This window comes from Massilia hydrophila (assembly GCF_020208145.1).
In the GTDB taxonomy this organism is placed as follows: Bacteria; Pseudomonadota; Gammaproteobacteria; order Burkholderiales; family Burkholderiaceae_D; genus Telluria; species Telluria hydrophila.
Genome location: NZ_JAHYBX010000002.1, coordinates 488,327 through 507,486 on the forward strand (window position 1 = coordinate 488,327; position 19,160 = coordinate 507,486).

At 65.6% G+C, this 19,160-nt stretch carries 21 protein-coding genes; 17 read left to right on the forward strand and 4 right to left on the reverse strand.

The features are described 5' to 3' along the window. Positions 1-90 precede the first annotated feature (90 nt). Positions 91-1,185 carry a patatin-like phospholipase family protein gene (locus tag LE190_RS09345; RefSeq protein ID WP_225238427.1) on the forward strand — a complete coding sequence of 365 codons (1,095 nt, stop codon included), beginning with the start codon at positions 91-93 and terminating at the stop codon, positions 1,183-1,185. Here the strand turns inward: LE190_RS09345 and LE190_RS09350 are convergent. After that, the gene (locus tag LE190_RS09350; RefSeq protein WP_225238428.1) at positions 1,182-1,736 is read right to left on the reverse strand and encodes a hypothetical protein; all 555 of its coding nucleotides are present in this window, start codon (positions 1,734-1,736) and stop codon (positions 1,182-1,184) included. The genes LE190_RS09345 and LE190_RS09350 overlap by 4 nt on opposite strands. 259 nt (positions 1,737-1,995) lie before the next feature. Between LE190_RS09350 and ychF the strand changes: the two genes are divergently transcribed. The 3 genes from ychF to LE190_RS09365 all read left to right on the forward strand — a co-directional run bounded on the left by ychF (position 1,996) and on the right by LE190_RS09365 (position 4,469). Then, complete coding sequence (ychF, locus tag LE190_RS09355) at positions 1,996-3,087, forward strand: redox-regulated ATPase YchF (RefSeq protein WP_225238429.1); 1,092 nt, start codon at positions 1,996-1,998, stop codon at positions 3,085-3,087. Positions 3,088-3,438: 351 nt separating this feature from the next. Continuing rightward, positions 3,439-4,044: a peptidoglycan recognition protein family protein gene (locus LE190_RS09360; protein WP_225238430.1), complete on the forward strand. Its 606-nt coding sequence runs from the start codon at positions 3,439-3,441 to the stop codon at positions 4,042-4,044. After that, on the forward strand, positions 4,038-4,469 hold the full coding sequence (locus LE190_RS09365; RefSeq protein WP_225238431.1) for a hypothetical protein: 432 nt from the start codon (positions 4,038-4,040) through the stop codon (positions 4,467-4,469). Before LE190_RS09360 ends, LE190_RS09365 begins: the two co-directional genes overlap by 7 nt. Before the next feature lie 121 nt (positions 4,470-4,590). Here LE190_RS09365 and LE190_RS09370 read toward each other — a convergent pair whose 3' ends face one another. After that, positions 4,591-5,412 carry an alpha/beta hydrolase gene (locus tag LE190_RS09370; RefSeq protein WP_225238432.1) on the reverse strand — a complete coding sequence of 274 codons (822 nt, stop codon included), beginning with the start codon at positions 5,410-5,412 and terminating at the stop codon, positions 4,591-4,593. 91 nt (positions 5,413-5,503) lie between these two features. Here LE190_RS09370 and LE190_RS09375 point away from each other — a divergent pair, with 91 nt between their 5' ends. The 5 genes from LE190_RS09375 (at position 5,504) to LE190_RS09395 (ending at position 9,380) form a co-directional block, all read left to right on the forward strand. After that, positions 5,504-6,028: a DUF2975 domain-containing protein gene (locus LE190_RS09375; RefSeq protein ID WP_225238433.1), complete on the forward strand. Its 525-nt coding sequence runs from the start codon at positions 5,504-5,506 to the stop codon at positions 6,026-6,028. Continuing rightward, a complete protein-coding gene (locus tag LE190_RS09380; RefSeq protein WP_225238434.1) occupies positions 6,028-6,264 on the forward strand; it encodes a helix-turn-helix domain-containing protein in 237 nt (78 codons plus the stop codon). The genes LE190_RS09375 and LE190_RS09380 overlap by 1 nt, the downstream gene beginning before the upstream one ends. A 30-nt stretch (positions 6,265-6,294) precedes the next feature. Then, the gene (bla, locus tag LE190_RS09385) at positions 6,295-7,209 is read left to right on the forward strand and encodes a subclass B3 metallo-beta-lactamase (RefSeq protein ID WP_225238435.1); all 915 of its coding nucleotides are present in this window, start codon (positions 6,295-6,297) and stop codon (positions 7,207-7,209) included. A 63-nt stretch (positions 7,210-7,272) separates the two neighbouring features. Beyond that, positions 7,273-8,127, forward strand: coding sequence for an MOSC domain-containing protein (locus tag LE190_RS09390; RefSeq protein WP_225238436.1), 855 nt, complete (start codon positions 7,273-7,275; stop codon positions 8,125-8,127). A gap of 134 nt (positions 8,128-8,261) precedes the next feature. Next, a complete protein-coding gene (locus tag LE190_RS09395; RefSeq protein WP_225238437.1) occupies positions 8,262-9,380 on the forward strand; it encodes a GGDEF domain-containing protein in 1,119 nt (372 codons plus the stop codon). A 17-nt stretch (positions 9,381-9,397) separates the two neighbouring features. Here the strand turns inward: LE190_RS09395 and LE190_RS09400 are convergent, their stop codons facing one another. After that, positions 9,398-11,377 (reverse strand): monovalent cation:proton antiporter family protein, encoded by a 1,980-nt coding sequence (locus tag LE190_RS09400; RefSeq protein WP_225238438.1) that lies wholly within the window; start codon positions 11,375-11,377, stop codon positions 9,398-9,400. Between the two features lie 99 nt (positions 11,378-11,476). Between LE190_RS09400 and LE190_RS09405 the strand changes: the two genes are divergently transcribed. The 8 genes from LE190_RS09405 (at position 11,477) to LE190_RS09440 (ending at position 18,130) form a co-directional block, all read left to right on the forward strand. Next, positions 11,477-12,499 (forward strand): KpsF/GutQ family sugar-phosphate isomerase, encoded by a 1,023-nt coding sequence (locus LE190_RS09405; protein ID WP_307734693.1) that lies wholly within the window; start codon positions 11,477-11,479, stop codon positions 12,497-12,499. Next, on the forward strand, positions 12,499-13,029 hold the full coding sequence (locus LE190_RS09410; protein ID WP_225238440.1) for a KdsC family phosphatase: 531 nt from the start codon (positions 12,499-12,501) through the stop codon (positions 13,027-13,029). The genes LE190_RS09405 and LE190_RS09410 overlap by 1 nt, the downstream gene beginning before the upstream one ends. 6 nt (positions 13,030-13,035) lie before the next feature. Further along, positions 13,036-13,632 (forward strand): LPS export ABC transporter periplasmic protein LptC, encoded by a 597-nt coding sequence (gene lptC / locus LE190_RS09415; RefSeq protein WP_224946850.1) that lies wholly within the window; start codon positions 13,036-13,038, stop codon positions 13,630-13,632. Between the two features lie 32 nt (positions 13,633-13,664). After that, entirely contained in the window at positions 13,665-14,228 is a 564-nt protein-coding gene (gene lptA, locus LE190_RS09420) for a lipopolysaccharide transport periplasmic protein LptA (protein WP_225238441.1), read from the forward strand. Then, positions 14,225-14,986: an LPS export ABC transporter ATP-binding protein gene (gene lptB, locus LE190_RS09425; protein ID WP_225238442.1), complete on the forward strand. Its 762-nt coding sequence runs from the start codon at positions 14,225-14,227 to the stop codon at positions 14,984-14,986. Before lptA ends, lptB begins: the two co-directional genes overlap by 4 nt. Before the next feature lie 17 nt (positions 14,987-15,003). Next, a complete protein-coding gene (locus tag LE190_RS09430; RefSeq protein ID WP_225238443.1) occupies positions 15,004-16,488 on the forward strand; it encodes an RNA polymerase factor sigma-54 in 1,485 nt (494 codons plus the stop codon). A 58-nt stretch (positions 16,489-16,546) separates the two neighbouring features. Beyond that, entirely contained in the window at positions 16,547-16,900 is a 354-nt protein-coding gene (hpf, locus tag LE190_RS09435; protein WP_224946854.1) for a ribosome hibernation-promoting factor, HPF/YfiA family, read from the forward strand. 144 nt (positions 16,901-17,044) lie between these two features. Beyond that, positions 17,045-18,130 (forward strand): enoyl-CoA hydratase/isomerase family protein, encoded by a 1,086-nt coding sequence (locus tag LE190_RS09440; protein ID WP_225238444.1) that lies wholly within the window; start codon positions 17,045-17,047, stop codon positions 18,128-18,130. A gap of 143 nt (positions 18,131-18,273) precedes the next feature. Here the strand turns inward: LE190_RS09440 and rapZ are convergent, their stop codons facing one another. Continuing rightward, entirely contained in the window at positions 18,274-19,152 is an 879-nt protein-coding gene (gene rapZ / locus LE190_RS09445) for an RNase adapter RapZ (protein WP_225238445.1), read from the reverse strand. Between the last annotated feature and the right edge of the window lie 8 nt (positions 19,153-19,160).

Consider the following 19,160-nt stretch of genomic DNA (forward strand, 5'->3'; position numbering starts at 1 on the left):
TCCGCGACGGGGATCGATCCATGTTAGGCAGCGCCGCCGGCCTGGCTTTGCGCCAGCGCAAGGGCGCTCTTCCTGCGATAATTTTGCCCCATGAAGGCACTCACATTCCACGCCGGGCCCCTGGCCCTGGCCCAGATCGGCGCGCAGGGACTGCGTGCGCAGGACATCGCCGTCGTTCCTGGCGCCGCCGGCGGCCCCAAGGGACTGGTATTCCAGGCCCTCGACAGCTGGATGTTCGGCGAATGGCTGCCGGCCGCGCCGCGCGAGCGGGTGTTGATCGGTTCCTCGATCGGCGCCTGGCGCATGGCCGCCGCCTGCCAACGCGATCCGGCCCGCGCCTTCGCGCGCCTGGGCGAGCTGTACGCCGGCCAGCGCTATGCCAGCCGCAAGCCGAGTCCGCAGGAGATCGACGAGGTGATCCAGCACCTGCTGGCGGAACTGGTGCGCGGCCACGAGGACGACATCGTCGGCCATCCCCATTACCGCCTGCACCTGCTGGCAGTGCGCGGCAAGGGCGGGCTGGCCGCGCCGCCCCACCCACGCGCCGAACTGCGCGGCTTTGCCGCCGCGGCCCTGCACAATGCCTGTTCGCGCGCCTTGCTGGGACGGATGATGGAGCGGGTCGTGATCGGCGACGCGCGCGCCCAGGCGCCCTGGCTGCGCGAGCGCTTCGACGCCTTCACCACGCACTTCAGTACGCTGACGCGCGACAACCTTGCCGCCAGCCTGCTGGCATCGGGGACCCTGCCGCTCATCATGAAGCCGGTAACGGGGATCCAGGAGCTGCCGCCGGGCAGCTACTGGGACGGCGGCATCATCGACTACCACCTGGCCTTGCCATATGCGCGGGCGGCGGGGGCGGCCAGGTCCGACCTGGTGCTGTATCCGCACTTCACCCAGCACATCGTGCCGGGCTGGCTCGACAAGGGCTTCCCGTGGCGCCGCGCCGCGCGCGCCCACCGCGGCTGGCTCGACAACGTCCTGATCGTCGCACCTTCGGATGACTTCCTGCGCAGCCTGCCGCGCGCGAAGCTGCCGGACCGGGCCGACTTCAAGTTCTACGGCCTGGACCACGATGCGCGCTTGCGCAACTGGCAGCGCGCGATCGGGGAAGGGCAGCGCCTGCGCGACGAGCTGGCCGACTTCGTGGCCCGGCCGGACCTGGCGCGGATCCGGCCGATCTAGGCGCCCGGCTTGTCCGCCGCCTGGAAGGCGAAGGCCACCTTGCTCACCAGCCCCAGGCTGACCTGCGGTGCGAGCGGGAAGCTGAGGTAGCTGGATGCGTCCGCACCAAGCTCGACCTTGACGCTGGCGCGCCCGATTTCCTTGCCCAGCGCATCGAAGGCCAGCATCCGCAGCGTGCCCGCGGCCGGCGCGCTGGCGATGACGTAGGCGTCGAAGCCGTGCGTTGGCTTGTCGCCCGGCGCCGCCTCCTGCACCCGCGTGATCGACAGGCCGGCCGCCTGCAGCGACTTGTCGGCCACGATCTCGCGGCCCGACTTCAGCACGCCCCGTTCCAGGCCCTTGATCACGGTACCGACCCCGGCGGCCACCGATTCGCCCGCGGCGGCGCCCTTGGTCTGCAGCGCGTCGCCGACGCCGGTGGCGATGTCGAGTTTTTCGGTGGCCATCTCCGTCCCTTTTTCCTGGGCGGTCTGGCGCGAGCAGGCCGACAGCGCGAGCGCGATGCCGATGAGGCAGGCGGCCAGCCGCAGGCTTGCCGATGAAGTGTTCATGCGAAAGCTCCTTTTGTCAGGAAACGTCTTGGCCAGGGAGGCTGGGCCGTAAAAATTGCCAAACAGCATGTAGCATTCCATGTGCCTGCGGGACGGGCTTTGCGTGGCCGCAACAGGCCACAGGTCGGCTTCCAGGTCGACTGGCCACGTCCGCCTCACGCCGTTTTTTTCAGCAGCTTGGTGCGTCCGCGGTTACAATGTGGGGTTTTGGAGCCGGGCTTTCATTCCGCTCCGCATCCACAGATTAGAAAGAGTTCCCATGAGCCTCCAATGCGGCATCGTCGGCCTGCCGAACGTCGGCAAGTCCACCCTGTTCAACGCCCTGACCAAGGCCGGCATCCCGGCTGAAAACTATCCGTTCTGCACTATCGAGCCGAACGTCGGCGTGGTCGAGGTGCCGGATCCGCGCATGCAGGCGCTGGCTGACATCGTCAAGCCGGAACGCGTCGTGCCGGCCATCGTCGAATTCGTTGACATTGCAGGCTTGGTGGCCGGCGCCTCGAAGGGCGAAGGCCTGGGCAACCAGTTCCTGTCGCACATCCGCGAGACCGACGCGATCGTCAACGTGGTGCGCTGCTTCGAAGATGACAACGTGATCCACGTGGCCGGCAAGGTCAGCCCGATCGACGACATCGAAGTCATCCAGACCGAACTGGCGCTGGCCGACATGGGCGCCGTCGAGAAAGCGATCCACCGCGAGAACAAGAAGGCGCGCTCGGGCGACAAGGATGCCGCCAAGCTGGTGGCCATCTGCGAACGCATGCTGCCGCACCTGAACGAAGGCCAGCCGGTCCGCACCCTGGGCCTGGATGCCGACGAGATGGCCCTGATCCGCGAACTGCACCTGATCACCGCCAAGCCGGCGATGTACGTGGCCAACGTGTCCGACACCGGTTTCACCGACAACCCGCTGCTGGACAAGCTGACCGAGTTCGCGAAGAAGCAGAACGCGCCGATCGTGGCCATCTCCGCCGCGATCGAATCGGAAATCGCCGAGATGGACGACAAGGACAAGAAGGACTTCCTGCTTGATATGGGCATGGAAGAGCCGGGCCTGGACCGCCTGATCCGCGCCGCCTACAAGCTGCTCGGCCTGCAGACCTATTTCACCGCCGGCGTGAAGGAAGTGCGCGCCTGGACCGTGAAGGTCGGCGCCACCGCGCCGCAGGCGGCGGGCGTGATCCACACCGACTTCGAGCGCGGCTTCATCCGTGCCCAGACCATCTCCTACGACGACTACATCACCTACAAGGGTGAAGCGGGCGCCAAAGAAGCGGGCAAGATGCGGGCGGAAGGCAAGGAATACATCGTCAAGGATGGGGATGTGCTGAACTTCCTGTTCAACGTCTAAGCAAGAGGTCGAATCCGACGGATTCCAGTGAACGACGAAAGCCCCGGCTTCTTTCTAGAGCCGGGGCTTTTTGTATCTGGAACGCCAAGTCGACCTGATACTCGCGGAAGTTGATTTGCCACACAGCTTCCCTTTCTTCGGCGGTCGAAAATGGTCAACGGGCCACGCACCCTAGAAGTGCGGCGACCGCGCACGGCGCCTTTCAGTCGCCGTATTCCTATCAGCGTGATCCTGGGCGACTGGATGGCCTTCCAGTCTTTCTAAAGGCACTGCATACGGTATACGACGTTACCAAGTTGTTGGTACCAACTTTGGGTTGTTACCATAATCGTGGTAAGACGGAGGTGAGTAGTGTTCTCTCTAGACAGGCAGGGCTACGTCATTAACGCACGTGTGAAACGGGCACCGCGCCCTCTCATTGAGCGCGCAGCTTTGCACAAGATCAAAGGAATAGTCGTTCACCAGACCGGTGGCTCGTCCGGCGCATCAAGCTTGACTAGCTACGCGATGCAGAACGCCAACGGCACGCATTTTTTGATCGATAAGGACGGAACGATCTATCAGACTGCGTCGCTGTTGCGGCGGACTTCACATGTGGGGCGATTACGCGCCCGATGTCTCGCCGAACATCGATGCAGCCCGACCGAGCTTCAAGTACTCAAAAACTTCAATCCAAAAAATGAACACCGGATGGAAATGGCGAAGGAAGTGCCTCAGCGCTATCCTTCGAACGAAGATAGTGTTGGGATTGAAATCGTTGGCGCTGTGTTCGTCGGCAAAGGTCTGAACCCCGCTGAGCATGGAATCTATGAGCCGGTGAATGGCCAGCAAAAGACATCTCTTCGCTGGCTGATTAGTGAGCTTGCCTCGACTTTCGGGATACCGATGACTGAAATATTCAGGCACCCAGTCGTCTCCCGCAAGAATCCGACTGAAGCAAAGAGCGCATCATGGTAATCACGGCAATCATCCTTGTCATGATGGCAAACGCGTCCACAGAGAACGGCGATGGTTCAGATATTGAACCGACAATGCACATGACACATTTCCCGCCGATCAGTACAGTCACTATCCGGAACAACGGCGCAAGGTCTTCAGCGTCAGGGAAGCCGGCAGATCAATGTGCAGATTTCCAGCTCAGCGCTCAGGAGATCGGCGAGTACATCAGCAAAGCAGCCGAAGTCGCCGAACACGATTACTTCCATATGCTCGACTGGTCGCCCTGCTATGCGAGCGGATCTGTCGTTTTCAAGAATGGCGTTACGGGGACATGGGCAATCCAGCAGTATCGTGCCGGCTCACTCACGCTAAGCACCGGCCGAACTTTCTACTTGTATTGCCCGCGCTGCTACGCTAAAGCCTTCCCGCCCGCGGATGAGTAGGGAATCCCCATTTTTAGAGCACGTTAAAAGGAGAGGTTAAGCGGCGAGCGCCAATTTCTGTTTTGGTGTGATTTCCCCAAGTGCCATGTTGGGCCGGTCGTGATGTTTCATCTCTTTCGCTTCAACGTTCTTGCACGAAGCCGCAATAGGTCCCGATCGCCCCCTCGCTGCGCAGGGCGTCATTGTGCCCGGCCTTCTCGAGCATGAGCAGCTGCTTGTCCCGCCCCGGAATCGCATCGAACACGGCCTTGCCCATCCAGGCCGGCGTCATCTCGTCCTTGCCCGCGGCAATCACCAGCGTGGGCGAGCGCACCCGGCTGGCTGCGATGCGGTTGTCGACCTGCCGCAGCGAGGCGTCCATCTCGATTCGCACGAAAGGCCGGGCATACCATGGCATCTTCGCGTCCACCAGTTCGGTGGCGCTGGTGGCCGTGGTTTCCAGCACCGTCCCCAGCACCGGCCGCGCCTGCGCCACGTAGGCGGCCATGAAACTGCCCAGCGACTGCCCGTGCACGATCACGCGGCCCGGGTAGCGCGCATTCAGGCTGTCGAACAGGGACAACGCGTCGGCCTTCATGTTTTCCACGGTGGGCGCGCCGCCGCTGCGCCCGTAGCCGCGGTAATCGAAGACGGCCACGTTGGTCCGGCAGGCGCCCAGTGTCGCCAGCAGCGTGTCCGCGTGCCGGTCCAGGTGGAACATGTTGCCGCCGAAGTAGAGCACGGTGTTGCGGGCGTCCGGCCGTTCGGCCAGAATCCCGTTCAGCAGCACGCCATCCCTCGCAACGACCGACAGATCGCGCACGGCTTCGCCTGCAAAACGTTTTTCGAGCACCGTACCCGGCGGATCAGGCCGGATGAAATGGCGTTCAGTGACGCGCATCTGCGTGCAGCCAGCCAGCGCGGCACACGCCAGCAGGACGAGGACAAGGCAAGGATGACGCATGGGATCTCCTGAGATATACTGATTGTAAATAAATAATAAATTATCCTAAAACGATAATAAATTAATGTTAAATGATAAGTCAATCCGCCGTTTGAGCTATCTTGCGCGGGCCCTTGACGTGGTGCTGGGCCTGATGCAGCTGGCTTATTTTCTGCTGTCCTGGTTTCCGCCGGTGTCGCTGCACGCCGGTTCCGTGGCCATGGCCTTCTATCCGCGCGGTATGGAAGCGGGCGCGGTCGCCAGCCTGGCGCCCGCGCTGCGCTGGACCGGCGCAGCACTCGCACTGCCAGCGCTGCTCGCGCTCGGCTACGCGCTGCTGCGCCTGGACCGCATGCTCGGCGCCTGCGTCCAGGGCAGGATGTTCGCGCTGGCCACGATCGGCCACATGAAGGCCTTCACCGGCGCCATCCTGGCGACCCTGGTGCTGACCATCTTCGAGCCCCTGTTGCGCGCCGCGGCCTGGCGTTTCGCGATGGGCAGCAGCCCCCAGCGTTTCAGCATCGGTGTCTCGTCCGAAGAATGGATGCTGGTGCTGATGTGCGTGCTGTTCTTCGTGCTCGCCTCCCTGATGCACGAAGCGCGCCGGATCGCCGAAGACAACGAGGGCTTCGTCTGATGGCGATCGTGCTGCACCTGGACGTGATGCTGGCCCAGCGCAAGGTCAAATCGAAAGAGCTGGCCCAGTACGTCGGCATCACGGAGCAGAATCTCAGCCTGCTGAAATCGGGCAAGGTGAAGGGCATCCGCTTTTCCACGCTCGAGAGGATCTGCGAACGCCTCGATTGCCAGCCCGGCGACATCATTCGCTACGTGCCGGGCGTCCCCCTTGCCGATGATGACGGCGAGCCCTGAACCATTTTCCACGACCCAGCGGAGAACCGCATGCCCTACCAGACATTGAGCCTCCTGGGCGCCGCACTGGCGCTGTCCACGTCCCCTGCCGCGCTGGCGCAGGACGCCATCGACTGCTCGCAGTGCGCCGAATGGAACCAGCCGGCGAAGCCCTTCAATATCCACGGCAACGCCTGGTACGTGGGCACGGCCGGCCTGTCCGCCGTCCTGGTCACCGGCCCGCAGGGCCACGTCCTGCTCGACGGCGCGCTGCCGCAGTCGGCGCCGCTGATCCAAAAGAACATCGAAGCCCTCGGGTTCAGGATGCAGGACGTCAAGCTGATCCTGAACTCGCATGCCCACTTCGACCATGCCGGCGGCATCGCCGCGCTGCAGAAGGCGAGCGGGGCGACCGTGGCCCACAGTCCGCATGGCGCGCAGGTGCTGCGCGACGGTACCCCCGGCACCGACGATCCGCAGTACGACCCGAAGGAGCGTTTTTATATTCCCAAGCTCGAGAAGGTGAGGGAAGTGGCCGACGGCGAGACCCTGGCGGTCGGCCCGCTGCGCTTCACCGTGCACTACAGCCCCGGCCACACGCCGGGCGGCACTACCTGGACCTGGCAATCCTGCGAAGGCGGAAAATGCCTGGACATGGTGTACGCCGACAGCCTCACGGCGGTCTCCACCGACGGCTTCCATTTCACTGGCGGTGCCGGCTATCCCGACCGCTCGGCGAGCTTCCGCAAGACGATCGACCGCATCGGCAGTCTGAAGTGCGACATCGTCATCGCCGCCCACCCGTCCGCCACCGATGCCTTCGGCAAGGCGGCGGCGAAGAGCGCCCAGGTCAATCCCTTCATCGACCCGGACGGCTGCCGCAAGCTGGCCGCCGGGGCAGGACGCAATCTGGAAGCGCGCCTGCAGCGCGAACGGTCGGAAAAGGCCGCGGCCGGCGGCCGCTGAGGCGCTGCGGCCCGCCGCGATTGCTGCCATACTGTCGGCCTCTTGTTCGCAAGCGCTGACAGCATGGCCACCGACACCCGCATCGCCGCACTCCACATCTACCCGATCAAATCCTGCGCCGGCATCGCGGTGCCGGAGGCCGCCTTCCACGTCTCCGGCCTGGTGGCGGGGGGCGTGCACGACCGCGAATGGATGCTGGTCACGCGTGAGGGCCAGTTCCTGACCCAGCGCGAGTATCCGCGTTTGGCCTGCATCACGCCGCGCATCGATGGCGACGCCGTCGAGGTCAGCGCACCTGGCATGCCGCCGCTGCGCCTGCCGCTCGCGCACGATGCGACGGCGGCAAGCATGACGGTGCAGGTCTGGGATGACAGCGTGCCGGCCGCCGACTGCGGCGACGCCGCGGCGGCCTGGTTCGCCGACGTGCTCCAGGCGCCTTGTCGCCTGGTGCGCTTCCGCCCCGACGTGCGGCGCCCGACCAGCATCAAATGGACGGGCGGCGTGCCGGCCGAGACCCGCTTCGCCGACGGCTACCCGGTCCTGCTGATCGGCCAGGCCTCGCTCGACGACCTCAACGCCAAACTCGCGCTGGCCGGGCGCGCACCGCTGCCGATGGACCGCTTCCGCCCGAACCTGGTCGTGAGCGGCCTGGAAGCCTTCGAGGAAGACTACCTGGCCTCGCTCTCGGGCGGCGATGTCGCGCTGCGCCCCGTCAAGCCCTGCGCGCGCTGCCCGATCCCGGCCATCGACCAGGCCAGCGGCATCCCCGGCCCCGATCCGCTCGACATCCTGCAGGCCTACCGCGCCAACCCGCGCATGGAAGGCGCGGTCTGCATGGGCATGAATTGCATCGTCATGGCCGGGGTGGGCGGGACGCTGCGCGTCGGCCAGCAACTCGACGCCGCCATCGCATTTTGACGCGATCCTGACCAGCCTCCGGAAGGGAGAAGCGGCGGCGCCAGTGTCGCGAAATCGCCCTTGCCGGGTGATTTTTCGTTTCCAAGCCTGGAAAGATGGCGTAATGTTACGGCTATTGCTGAAAGGAATTTTCAATGCACGAGCCGGATGCGCTGACGCGAGAACTGATGCTGGAGAACGAGACCCTGCGTTCCCGCATGGCGTACCTGCTCGAACAGGCCGAGCGCAACCACTCGATCATGACCCGGCACCAGGCCTTCGACCTGCAGATCGTGGGCGCCAGCTCGTTCCAGGAACTGGTCTCGACCATCTTCGGCACCCTGCCCATCATCTCGGAACTGGACACGGTGACCCTGTCGCTGGTGGACCCGGACGCCGACATCTATACCGTGATGCACAAGCTGGGCGTGGACTACGAAGGCCTGCCCAACCTGCTGTTCTGCGAGCAGGCCGCCGAACTCGGCTTCAAGGCGCCGGAAGGACGCGTGCCGCGGCCGCTGCTGGGCCCCTATGCGCCGTCGCGCCACGGGGCGATGTTTCCGCATCCGCCCAAGGGGCTGCAGAGCGTGGCGCTGGTGCCGCTGCTGCGCAATACCCGCCTGATCGGCAGCCTGAACCTGGGCAGCGCCGACCCGAATCGCTTCACGCCGGCGCTCGGCACCGACTTCATCGAGCACATGGGATCGATCGTCGCGATCTGCCTCGAAAACGTCATCAGCAACGAGATGCTCAAGTTCATCGGCCTGACCGATTCGCTCACCGGCGTCTATAACCGCCGCTACATCGACCGCCGCCTGGTCGAAGAGATCGCGCGCGCGCGCCGCCAGGGCTACCGCATCTCCTGCATGTACATCGACATCGACCACTTCAAGCAGGTCAACGACAGCGTGGGACACCAGGGCGGCGACGACGTGCTGCGCGAGGTCGCCCAGCGCATCAAGGCCGAGCTGCGCATGTCGGATGCGCTTGGACGCTTTGGCGGCGAGGAATTCGTGGTGCTGCTGATCGATGCCGACCTGGAAAGCGCCAGCACGGTGGCGCAGCGCATCCGCGCCAGCGTGGCGGCGGCGCCGGTGGACATCAGCGGCGGCGACCGGGTCGGTGTGACGGTGTCGATCGGGGTGGCGATGCTCGACGATTTCGAACGCGACCACGCGATCGAGGGCGTGGCGCAAGACCTGGTGGCGCAGGCCGATACGGCGCTGTACCAGGCCAAGGCGAACGGGCGTAACCGGGTGGTGTCGCTGGCCTAGTCCGGGCGCGCGGGCCCCTACGACAGGCGGCTTTCGGCGCGGTCGACCGCTTCTCCCACTCCCCGCAGCACCAGCACATCTCCCGCCAGCAGGAGCGTCGCCGGATCGAAGGGCAGGCTCTGGCCGCCGCGCCTAAGCGTCGTCACCTCGGCGCCGGTGTCGTCCAGCGCCAGTTCGCCCAGCGCATGGCCGATCGCCGCGGCACCCTCGCGCAGCGTCACCGAATGCAGGCGCACGTGGGCGTGTTCCGGGTCGTCGCTGACGTCGCTCGCGCCATGGAAGTAGCCGCGCAGCGAAGCATAGCGCTCGTCGCGCGCCGCCTGCACCCGGTGCACCACGCGGCGCAGCGGCACGCCCATCGTCACCAGCGCGTGCGACGCCAGCATCAGGGAACTCTCCAGCGCTTCCGGCACCACCTCGGTGGCGCCGGCTTTCTTGAGCACGTCGAGGTCGCGGTCGTCGTGGCTGCGCACGATGACGGCCAGGTTCGGCGCCAGCTCGTGCACCAGGTGCAGGACCTTCAGCGCCAGCCGGGTGTCGGCGAAGGTGATCACCAGCGCGCTGGCGCGGTGGATGCCGGCCGCGATCAGGCTTTCGCGGCGCGCGGCGTCGCCGTAGGACACGTTGGCGCCGGCGCTCTGCGCTTCCTGCACCCGCTCCGGATCCAGGTCGAGCGCGTACCAGGGCAGCTTTTCCTCGGACAGCAGGTTCGCCAGGCTCTGGCCGCTGCGGCCGAAACCGGCGACGATCACGTGCTTCTGGGTCTTCATGGTGCGGCTGGCGAGCTGGGTCAGCTGCAGCGACTGCATCATCCATTCGTTGGCCGCGACCTTCATCACGATGCGGTCCATATTGTCGATCATGAAGGGCGCGAGCAGCATCGACAGCACCATCGAGGCCAGCACCAGCTGGATCAGGAAAGGGTCGACCAGATTCGAGCCCATGGCCAGGTTGAGCAGCACGAAGCCGAACTCGCCGGCCTGGGCCAGCGCCAGGCCGGTGCGCATCGCCACCCCGTCCGACGAGCCGAAGGCCTTGGCGAGCAGCGCGATGATCGCGAACTTGAGCAGCACCGGGAAGATCACCAGCGCCAGCACCACCCACCAGTGCTGCAGCACCAGTCCGACATTGAGCAGCATGCCGACCGTGATGAAGAACAGCCCGAGCAGCACGTCGCGGAAGGGCTTGATGTCTTCTTCCACCTGGTGCTTGTACTGGGTCTCGGAGATCAGCATGCCGGCGACAAAGGCACCGAGGGCCAGCGACAGGCCGGCCTGCTCGGTGATCCAGGCCAGGCCGAGCGTCACCAGGAGCAGGTTGAGCATGAACAGCTCCTGCGAGCGGCGCTTGACCACCACCGTGAACCACTTGCGCATCAGCTTCTGGCCGAAGAACAGCAGCAGGGCCAGCACCGCGGCCGCCTTCAGCGCCGCCCAGCCAAGCGTCACCGCCAGGTCTTCCGCGGGGCGCGACAGCGAAGGAATCATGATCAGGAGCGGCACCACGGCCAGGTCCTGGAACAGCAGGATGCCGATGATGCGCCGTCCGTGCTCGCTTTCCAGTTCGAGCCGCTCGGTCAGCATCTTGACCACGATCGCGGTGGACGACATGGCGAGCGCGCCGCCAAGGGCGAACGCGGCCTGCCAGCTCACGTGCAGGGTCGGCGCCCACCAGGAGATGAACAGCCCGAAGCCCATCGCCGCCACGATGGTGAGCACCACCTGGGCCAGGCCGAGGCCGAACACGATGCGCCGCATCGACTTGAGCTGGGCCAGTGAGAATTCGAGCCCGATCGAGAACATCAGGAACACGACGCCGAATTCGGCCAGCGTATGGGTGGCGGGACTGTCGTCGGCCAGCGCCAGCGCATGGGGGCCGATCAGCACGCCGACGGCCAGGTAGCCGAGCATCGGCGGGAGCTGGAGCATCCGGAAGGCGACCACGCCGAGCACGGCGCAGCCCAGCAGGAGCAGGGTCAGTTCAAGTCCGGAATGCATTATCCCCAGTTGATTCTTGGTTATCTTTGTCGTTATCTTTGTCGTGCTTTGTTACGACTGGCAAGTTTTTTGCTTGGCCAATTCGTTTATACTGCCGACATGAGTGTAACCGATGAAAAAATAATGCTGAAAAGTTTTGACGAGGACGCAGCGCGCCGCGCGCTCGAGCTGGGCCGCGAGACCCTCGCCATCGAAGCCGACGCCATCCAGGCGCTGCATGCGCGCCTAGGCGATGACGACCATTTCGTGCGCGCCGTGGCCCTGCTGTACGGCTGCACCGGCCGGGTGGTGGTGTCGGGCATGGGTAAGTCGGGCCACATCGGGCGCAAGATCGCCGCCACCCTGGCCTCGACCGGCACCCCGGCGATGTTCGTGCATCCCGGCGAAGCCGCGCACGGCGACCTTGGCATGGTGACCTCACACGACGTCTTCATCGCCATCTCGAATTCCGGAGAGTCCTCCGAACTGCTGGAAATCCTGCCCGTCATCAAGCGCATGGGCACTCCAGTGATCTCGATGACGGGCAAGCCGCATTCGCGCCTGGCCAAGCTGTCCGAGATCCATCTCGATATCTCGGTGGCCAAGGAAGCCTGCACCCTGAACCTGGCGCCGACCACCAGCACCACCGTGACGCTGGCCATGGGCGACGCCCTGGCCGTGTCGCTGCTGGACGCGCGCGGATTCCGCGAAGAAGACTTTGCGATGTCGCACCCGGGCGGCGCCCTCGGCCGCCGTCTCCTGACCCACGTGCGCGACGTGATGCGCAGCGGCGATGCCGTGCCAAGCGTTTCGCCCGACACGCCGCTCACGCGCGCGCTGCTGGAGATCAGCCAGAAGGGCATGGGCATGACCGCCGTGGTCGACGACGAACGGCGCCCGGTCGGCGTGTTTACCGACGGCGACCTGCGCCGCCTGATCGAGCGCGTGACCGACTTCTCGAACATCGCGATCCGCGACGTGATGCACGCGAACCCGCGCCGCATCCATCCGGAACAGCTGGCGGTGGACGCCGTCGCCGTGATGGAGGAATTCCGCATCAACCAGATGCTGGTGGTGGACCACGACGAGCGCCTGGTGGGCGCGCTGCACATCCACGACCTGACCCGCGCCAAGGTGATCTGATGACGCCGCTCCAGCACATGCAGCGCGCCGCGCGCGTCAAGGTCATGATCTTCGATGTCGACGGCGTGCTCACCGACGGCAGCCTGACCTACGGTCCGGACGGCGAGGTCACCAAGACCTTCAACGTGCTCGACGGCCTCGGCATCCAGCTGCTGAACAAGACCGGCGTGCAGACCGCCATCATCAGCGCGCGCAAGTCGCCGATCGTGGTCAAGCGCGCCGCCGACCTGGGCATCTCGCACGTCTACCAGGGCATCCACGACAAGCGGGTCGGCTTCAAGGAGCTGCTCGAAGCAACAGGCGTCACGCCCGAAGAATGCGGCTACATCGGCGACGACGTGATCGACCTGCCGCTGTTCACCCGGGTCGGCTTCGCCGTCACCGTGCCCTCCGGCCACCCGGAAGTGCAGCACCGCGCCCACTACGTGACGAAGAACGCGGGCGGCCGCGGCGCCGTGCGCGAGGTGTGCGACCTCGTCATGCGCGCCCAGGGCACCTACGAACAGGCGCTGGCGCCATATTTCGGCTGACGACGCATGGTCAACTACAAGCGCACCGCCCACCGCTGGAAGCTGCTGGCGATCATGATGATCGCCACCTTCTGCGCCTTCGGCAGCTTCTGGCTGGTGCAGTTGATGGACGACGAAGACCGCGACGCCCGCCTCGGCGGGCCGCTCGACGAGCCGGACTACATCGTCGAGAATTTCTCCTTCGTGCGCATGACGCCCGAGGGCAAGCCGAACTACGTGGTGTCGGGCCGGCGCATGGCGCACACGCCGCAGGGCGACGTGTCGCGGGTCGAGGCGCCGGTGCTGGAGGGCATGGCGCCCGGCCGGCCGCGCATGACCATCGTCGCCAGCCGCGCCGAGATCTATCACGAGGAGCACCGGGTCGAACTGCTCGGCAAGGTCGACATCCAGCGTCCGGCCACGCCCACCAGCGAAGCGCTGCGCGTGCGCACCGAGGCCCTGACCGTCCTGCCCGACGAGGAAATCCTCAGGACCCGGCTTCCGATCGAGATGCAGCTAGGCGCCGCCACCGTGCACGGCACCGGTATGGAGGCCAACAACGCAACCCAGAAGCTGCACCTGGCCAGCCGTGGCCAGATCGTCTATCCGCCCCGCGCGCGCTAGCAGCACTGCGCGGTTAACCCAGGACCAGCAACATGAAAAAACTCTTCGTCGCCGTCTTCCTCGGCCTGGCCGCCTTCGGCGCCTCGGCCGAGCGCGCGGATTCGCTCAAGCAGGCCGTGATCACCTTCGACACGCTCGACGTGGACGAGGTCACCCAGACCCGCATCCTCACCGGCAACGTGGTGATCACGCGCGGCACCCTGGTGCTCAAGTCGGACCGCGCATTGATGAAGGAAACGCCGGAAGGCTACATGAGCGTGACCCTCACCGCCAACAACGGCAAGACCGCCACCTTCCGCCAGAAGCGCGACGGCGGTCCCGACCTGTGGGTCGAAGGCCAGGCCCAGCGCATCGAATACGATGACCGCGCCGAACTGGTGAAGCTGTTCGCGAATGCCGAAGTGCGCGAACTGGAGAACGGCCGCATGAGCAACGAGATCCGCGGCCCCTTCATTTCCTACGACAACCGCAAGCAGGTGGCGCAGGTGCGCAACGACGTCAGCGGCGCCAGCAAGGTCGGCGGCGGACGCGGCACCCTGATCATCGCGCCGCGCCGCAACCCGGCCGCGGCACCTGCCGAGGGTGCCAAGCAATGACGGCAGCATCCGCGGCTTGCAGCACGCTGATCGTCAAGGGCCTGCAGAAGAGTTATGGCAAGCGCCTGGTGGTGCGCGACGTCTCGCTGCAGGTCGACTGCGGCGAGGTGGTCGGCCTGCTCGGTCCGAACGGCGCCGGCAAGACCACGTCCTTCTACATGATCGTCGGCCTGGTGCCGTCGGATGCCGGCACCATCGACATCAACGGTACCGACATTTCCAGCCTGCCGATCCACCGGCGCGCGGTGCTGGGCCTGTCCTACCTGCCGCAGGAAGCCTCGGTGTTCCGCAAGCTCACGGTCGAGGACAACATCCGCGCCGTGCTCGAGCTGCAGCACGACGCCAACGGCAAGGCGCTGTCGAAGAACGAGATCAACGAACGGCTCGACACCCTGCTGGCCGAACTGCAGATCGAGAAGCTGCGCGAGAACCCGGCGCTGTCGCTGTCCGGTGGCGAGCGGCGCCGCGTGGAGATCGCGCGCGCCCTGGCCACCAACCCGCGCTTCGTGCTGCTGGACGAACCCTTCGCCGGGGTCGACCCGATCGCCGTGATCGAGATCCAGCGCATCGTGCGCTTCCTGAAGGAGCGCAACATCGGGGTCCTGATCACCGACCACAACGTGCGCGAGACGCTCGGCATCTGCGACCGCGCCTACATCATCAACCAGGGCGCGGTGCTGGCCTCGGGCCGCCCTGACGACATCATCGCCGACGAATCGGTGCGCCGCGTCTACCTGGGCGAGCACTTCCGCATGTAGCCACGAACGCCTCCTGCATGAAACAGTCCCTCCAGCTTCGCACCTCGCAGCACCTGGCGCTCACGCCGCAACTGCAGCAGTCGATCCGGCTGCTGCAACTGTCCACGCTCGAACTGCACCAGGAGATCGAGCAGATCCTGCATGACAATCCCTTGCTGGAGCGGCTCGACGATCCGCTCGACCGCTCGGTGCGGCTGCTGGCCGACGGCGCCATCAACAGCGCGCCGGCCAGCGGCGAGGCGCCGCAGCCGGGCCAGGAAGCGCTTGATGCCGGCGCGCCGAAGGAAGGCGAGGGGTTCGAGGACGGCGCCGCCGATGGCGAGCGCGACGACGGCAGGGAGGGCGAGAGCGACTGGGGCGGCGAAGGCGGCGGCGCACGCAGCGGCGACGACGAGGACGGCCGCCCGCAGCTGGAAGCCGAGGGCATTTCGCTGCGCCAGCACCTGGCCGAGCAGATCCGCCTGACCGGCTGCAGCCTGCGCGACCGCGCGCTGGCCGAGCTGGTGATCGACGCGCTCGACGACAACGGCTACCTGGAAGAGCCGCTCGACGAGATCCATGCGCGCCTGCCGGCCGAGCTCGAGATCGAGATGGACGAGCTGCGCTGCGCGCTGGCGCTGGTGCAGAGCCTGGACCCGGTGGGCGTGGGCGCGCGCAGCGCGGCCGAATGCCTGGCGCTGCAGCTGCGCCGCATGCCGGGCGTGCCGCTGGTGACGCGGCGCCTGGCGCTGACCATCGTCGAAGGCTACCTGAGCTGGTTCGCCCAGCGCGAATACACCAAGCTGAAAAAGGCGCTCGACTGCGACGACGAAGACCTGCGCGAAGTGCAGGCCGTGGTCCGCCAGTGCAACCCGCACCCGGGCGCGGCCTTCGCCTCGAGCGTGTCGGACTTCGTGGTGCCTGACGTGATCGTGCGCCGCGCCAAGAGCGGCTGGGCGGTGTCGCTCAACCCGGACGTGATGCCCAAGCTGCGCGTGAACAACCTGTACGCCAGCCTGCTCAAGCAGGGCAAGAGCGAAAGCCAGATGGGCGCGCAGCTGCAGGAAGCGAAGTGGCTGATCAAGAACATGCGCCAGCGCTTCGACACGATCCTGCGGGTTGCCGAGGCGATCGTCGAGCGCCAGCGCAACTTTTTCAGCCACGGCGCGGTTGCCATGCGCCCTCTTGTTTTGCGTGAGATAGCTGATACACTAGGCCTACACGAGAGCACGATCTCGCGTGTAACCACGCAGAAATACATGCTGACCCCGCACGGCATGTTCGAGCTGAAGTACTTCTTCGGAAGCCACGTCGCCACCGAAGCGGGGGGAGAAGCCTCCTCGACGGCGATCCGCGCACTCATTGCGCAATTGACAGGAGCAGAAGACCCTAGGAATCCTCTTTCCGACAGCAAGATCGCGGAGATGCTCGGGGAACAAGGTATGGTCATTGCGCGCAGGACGGTCGCCAAATACCGTGAAGCGCTCAAGATTCCGCCCGTCAGCCTCCGCAAATCCCTGTAAAGCACCTGCCCACTCCCACCTTGTGGCGCGGGCGGGGCACCTTTCCAAAGGAGTGTGTATGAACCTCACAATCAGCGGCCACCATCTCGAAGTCACCCCCGCCATCCGTGAATACGTTCAGAATAAGCTCGAGCGCATCACCCGCCATTTCGATCACGTGATCGACACCCACGTGTTCCTCGCCATCGATAATCTCACTGAAAAAGAAAAAAGGCAGAAAGCCGAGATCAACCTCCAGGTGTCGGGCAAGATTTTGCATGTGGCCAGCGCCGCGCAAGACCTGTATGCGGCGATCGATACGCTGATGGACAGGCTGGACCGACAGGTTCTGAAACACAAATCCATGTTGCAAGACCATAGCCACGTGGCGCACAAGCGCCTTCCGGACAACGGAGAAGCTGCCGCCGCGTAAAGACGGGCCGTAGCCACCAATCGCAAGGGCGTCGGAGGGACGCCCTTTTTGCTTTCCGCAAATCATCAGTTGTTACTTTTCAGTGCTTCGGTTTGGCGCTGTACTTCTGTAGAATACATGTCTTTTCGACCACAGAAGCCCATCATGACCGACACCGTCCTGACCCGCGTCGCCAACCGCACCGGCGTCATTACGCTGGACCGCCCGAAAGCCCTGAACTCGCTCTCGCTCGACATGGTGCGCGCCCTGAGCGCCATCCTGCTGCAATGGAAGGAAGATGCCGGCGTCGAGGCGGTCGTGATCACCAGCAGCAGCGAGAAGGCCTTGTGCGCTGGCGGCGACATCCGCTTCTTCCACGAAATGGGGCGCGTCACGCCGATGGGCGGCAGCGCGCTGCTGGAAGATTTCTTCACCGAGGAATACGCGCTGAACCACCTGATCCACTTCTATCCGAAGCCGTACATCGCGGTGATGGATGGCGTGGTGATGGGCGGCGGCATGGGCATCGCCCAGGGCGGCCCGGATTGCGGGCTGCGCATCGTTACCGAACGCACGAAAATGGCCATGCCCGAGGTGAACATCGGCCTGTTCCCGGACGTGGGCGGGAGCCACTTCCTGTCGCATGCGCCGGGCCAGCTCGGCCAGTACCTGGGCTTGAGCGGGCTGACCATCGGCGCCGCCGATGCGCTCTACGTGGGCCTGGCGGACGTGTTCGTGCCGGGCGCCGAGCTGGGCGCGCTGATGGCGCTGGTGGAAGTGACACCGGGCGCGCAGCTGCCGCAGGCGATCCGCGACTTCGCGGCGCCGTTCGCCGCCCAGGCGGGTACGAGCGAGCTGCAGGCCCAGCGCGGCGTGGTCGACGCGCACTTCGGCGCGGCCTCGGTGGGCGCGATCATGGCCTCGCTGGCGCGCGACGAGAACCCGTTCGCGCAGAAGGCGCTCAAGGCCATGCGCCAGCGCTCGCCCCTGATGATGTGCGTGACCCACGAACTGCTGCAGCGCGGCGCCGCGCTCGGCGTGGCGGACTGCCTGCGCATGGAACGCAACCTGGTGCGCCGCAATTTCGAGCATGGCGAAGTGCTGGAAGGCGTGCGCGCGCTGGTGATCGACAAGGACAACCAGCCCCGGTGGAATCCGCCGACGCTTGAAGGCGTGACGCAGGAGATGGTGGACCGGTTCTTCGAGCCGGTGTGGCCGGACCATGCGCATCCGCTGCGGCACCTGGCCTGACCGCTGTTCTTCGTAGGGTGGGCAGATTCCTGCCCACGCGGTCAAGCAGCAAGATCTGCCGGCCCGGCTGATTGACAGATCGCCGCGTGGGCGGCACAGCCGCCCACCCTACGGTCGCGACCAATCAAGGGCCGCAGCCCGTATTACCCCGCGGCGTGCTTCGGCTGCTCCCGATGCCGGATGATCACCCGCTCGCTCTGCCCGAAATACGCCCCCAGCCGCTCCGCCATGTACACCGAGCGGTGCTGCCCGCCGGTGCATCCCACCGCCACCGTCAGGTAGGAGCGGTTATCGGTCTTGAACGAGGGCAGCCACTTGGCCACGAAGGCGCGAATATCCTCCAGCATCTCGGTCGCGCTGGGCTGGGCGTCGAGGAAGTCGATCACCGGCTGGTCGCGCCCGGTCAGCGGGCGCAGCGCCAGGTCGTAATAGGGGTTCGGCACCGCGCGCACGTCGAACACGAAGTCCGCGTCCAGCGGCACCCCCACCTTGAAGGCGAAGGACTCGAAGAACAGGGTCAGCGGCGCGTGCTGGAGGTCGGCCAGTTCCTTGACCCAGGCGCGCAGCTTGTTGGCCGACAGTTCCGAGGTGTCGATCACGTGGCCCAGGTTCTCGATCGCCGACAGCCGCTCGCGTTCCTCGGCGATGCATTCGATCAGGGTGCGGCGCGAGGCCGGGTTCTCGCCGGGGCGCAGTTCGTGCGACAGCGGATGGCTGCGCCGGGTCTCCGAGAAACGCGCCACCAGCGAGTGCGTGCTCGAGGTCAGGAACATCACCTTCAGGCTGTGGCCTTCTTCCTTCAGGTGGCGCACGCTCACCGGCAGTTCCACCAGCGATTCGGCACTGCGCGCATCGACCGCGACCGCGATCTTGTCGGTGCCCTTCTCGCTGACCGCGTGGACCAGGGCCGGCAGCAGGGCCGGCGGCAGGTTGTCGACGCAGTAGTAGCCTGCGTCTTCCAGGACATTCAGGGCAACCGATTTGCCCGAGCCGGAAATACCGGTAATGAGGACGATGTGCATGGTCAAGA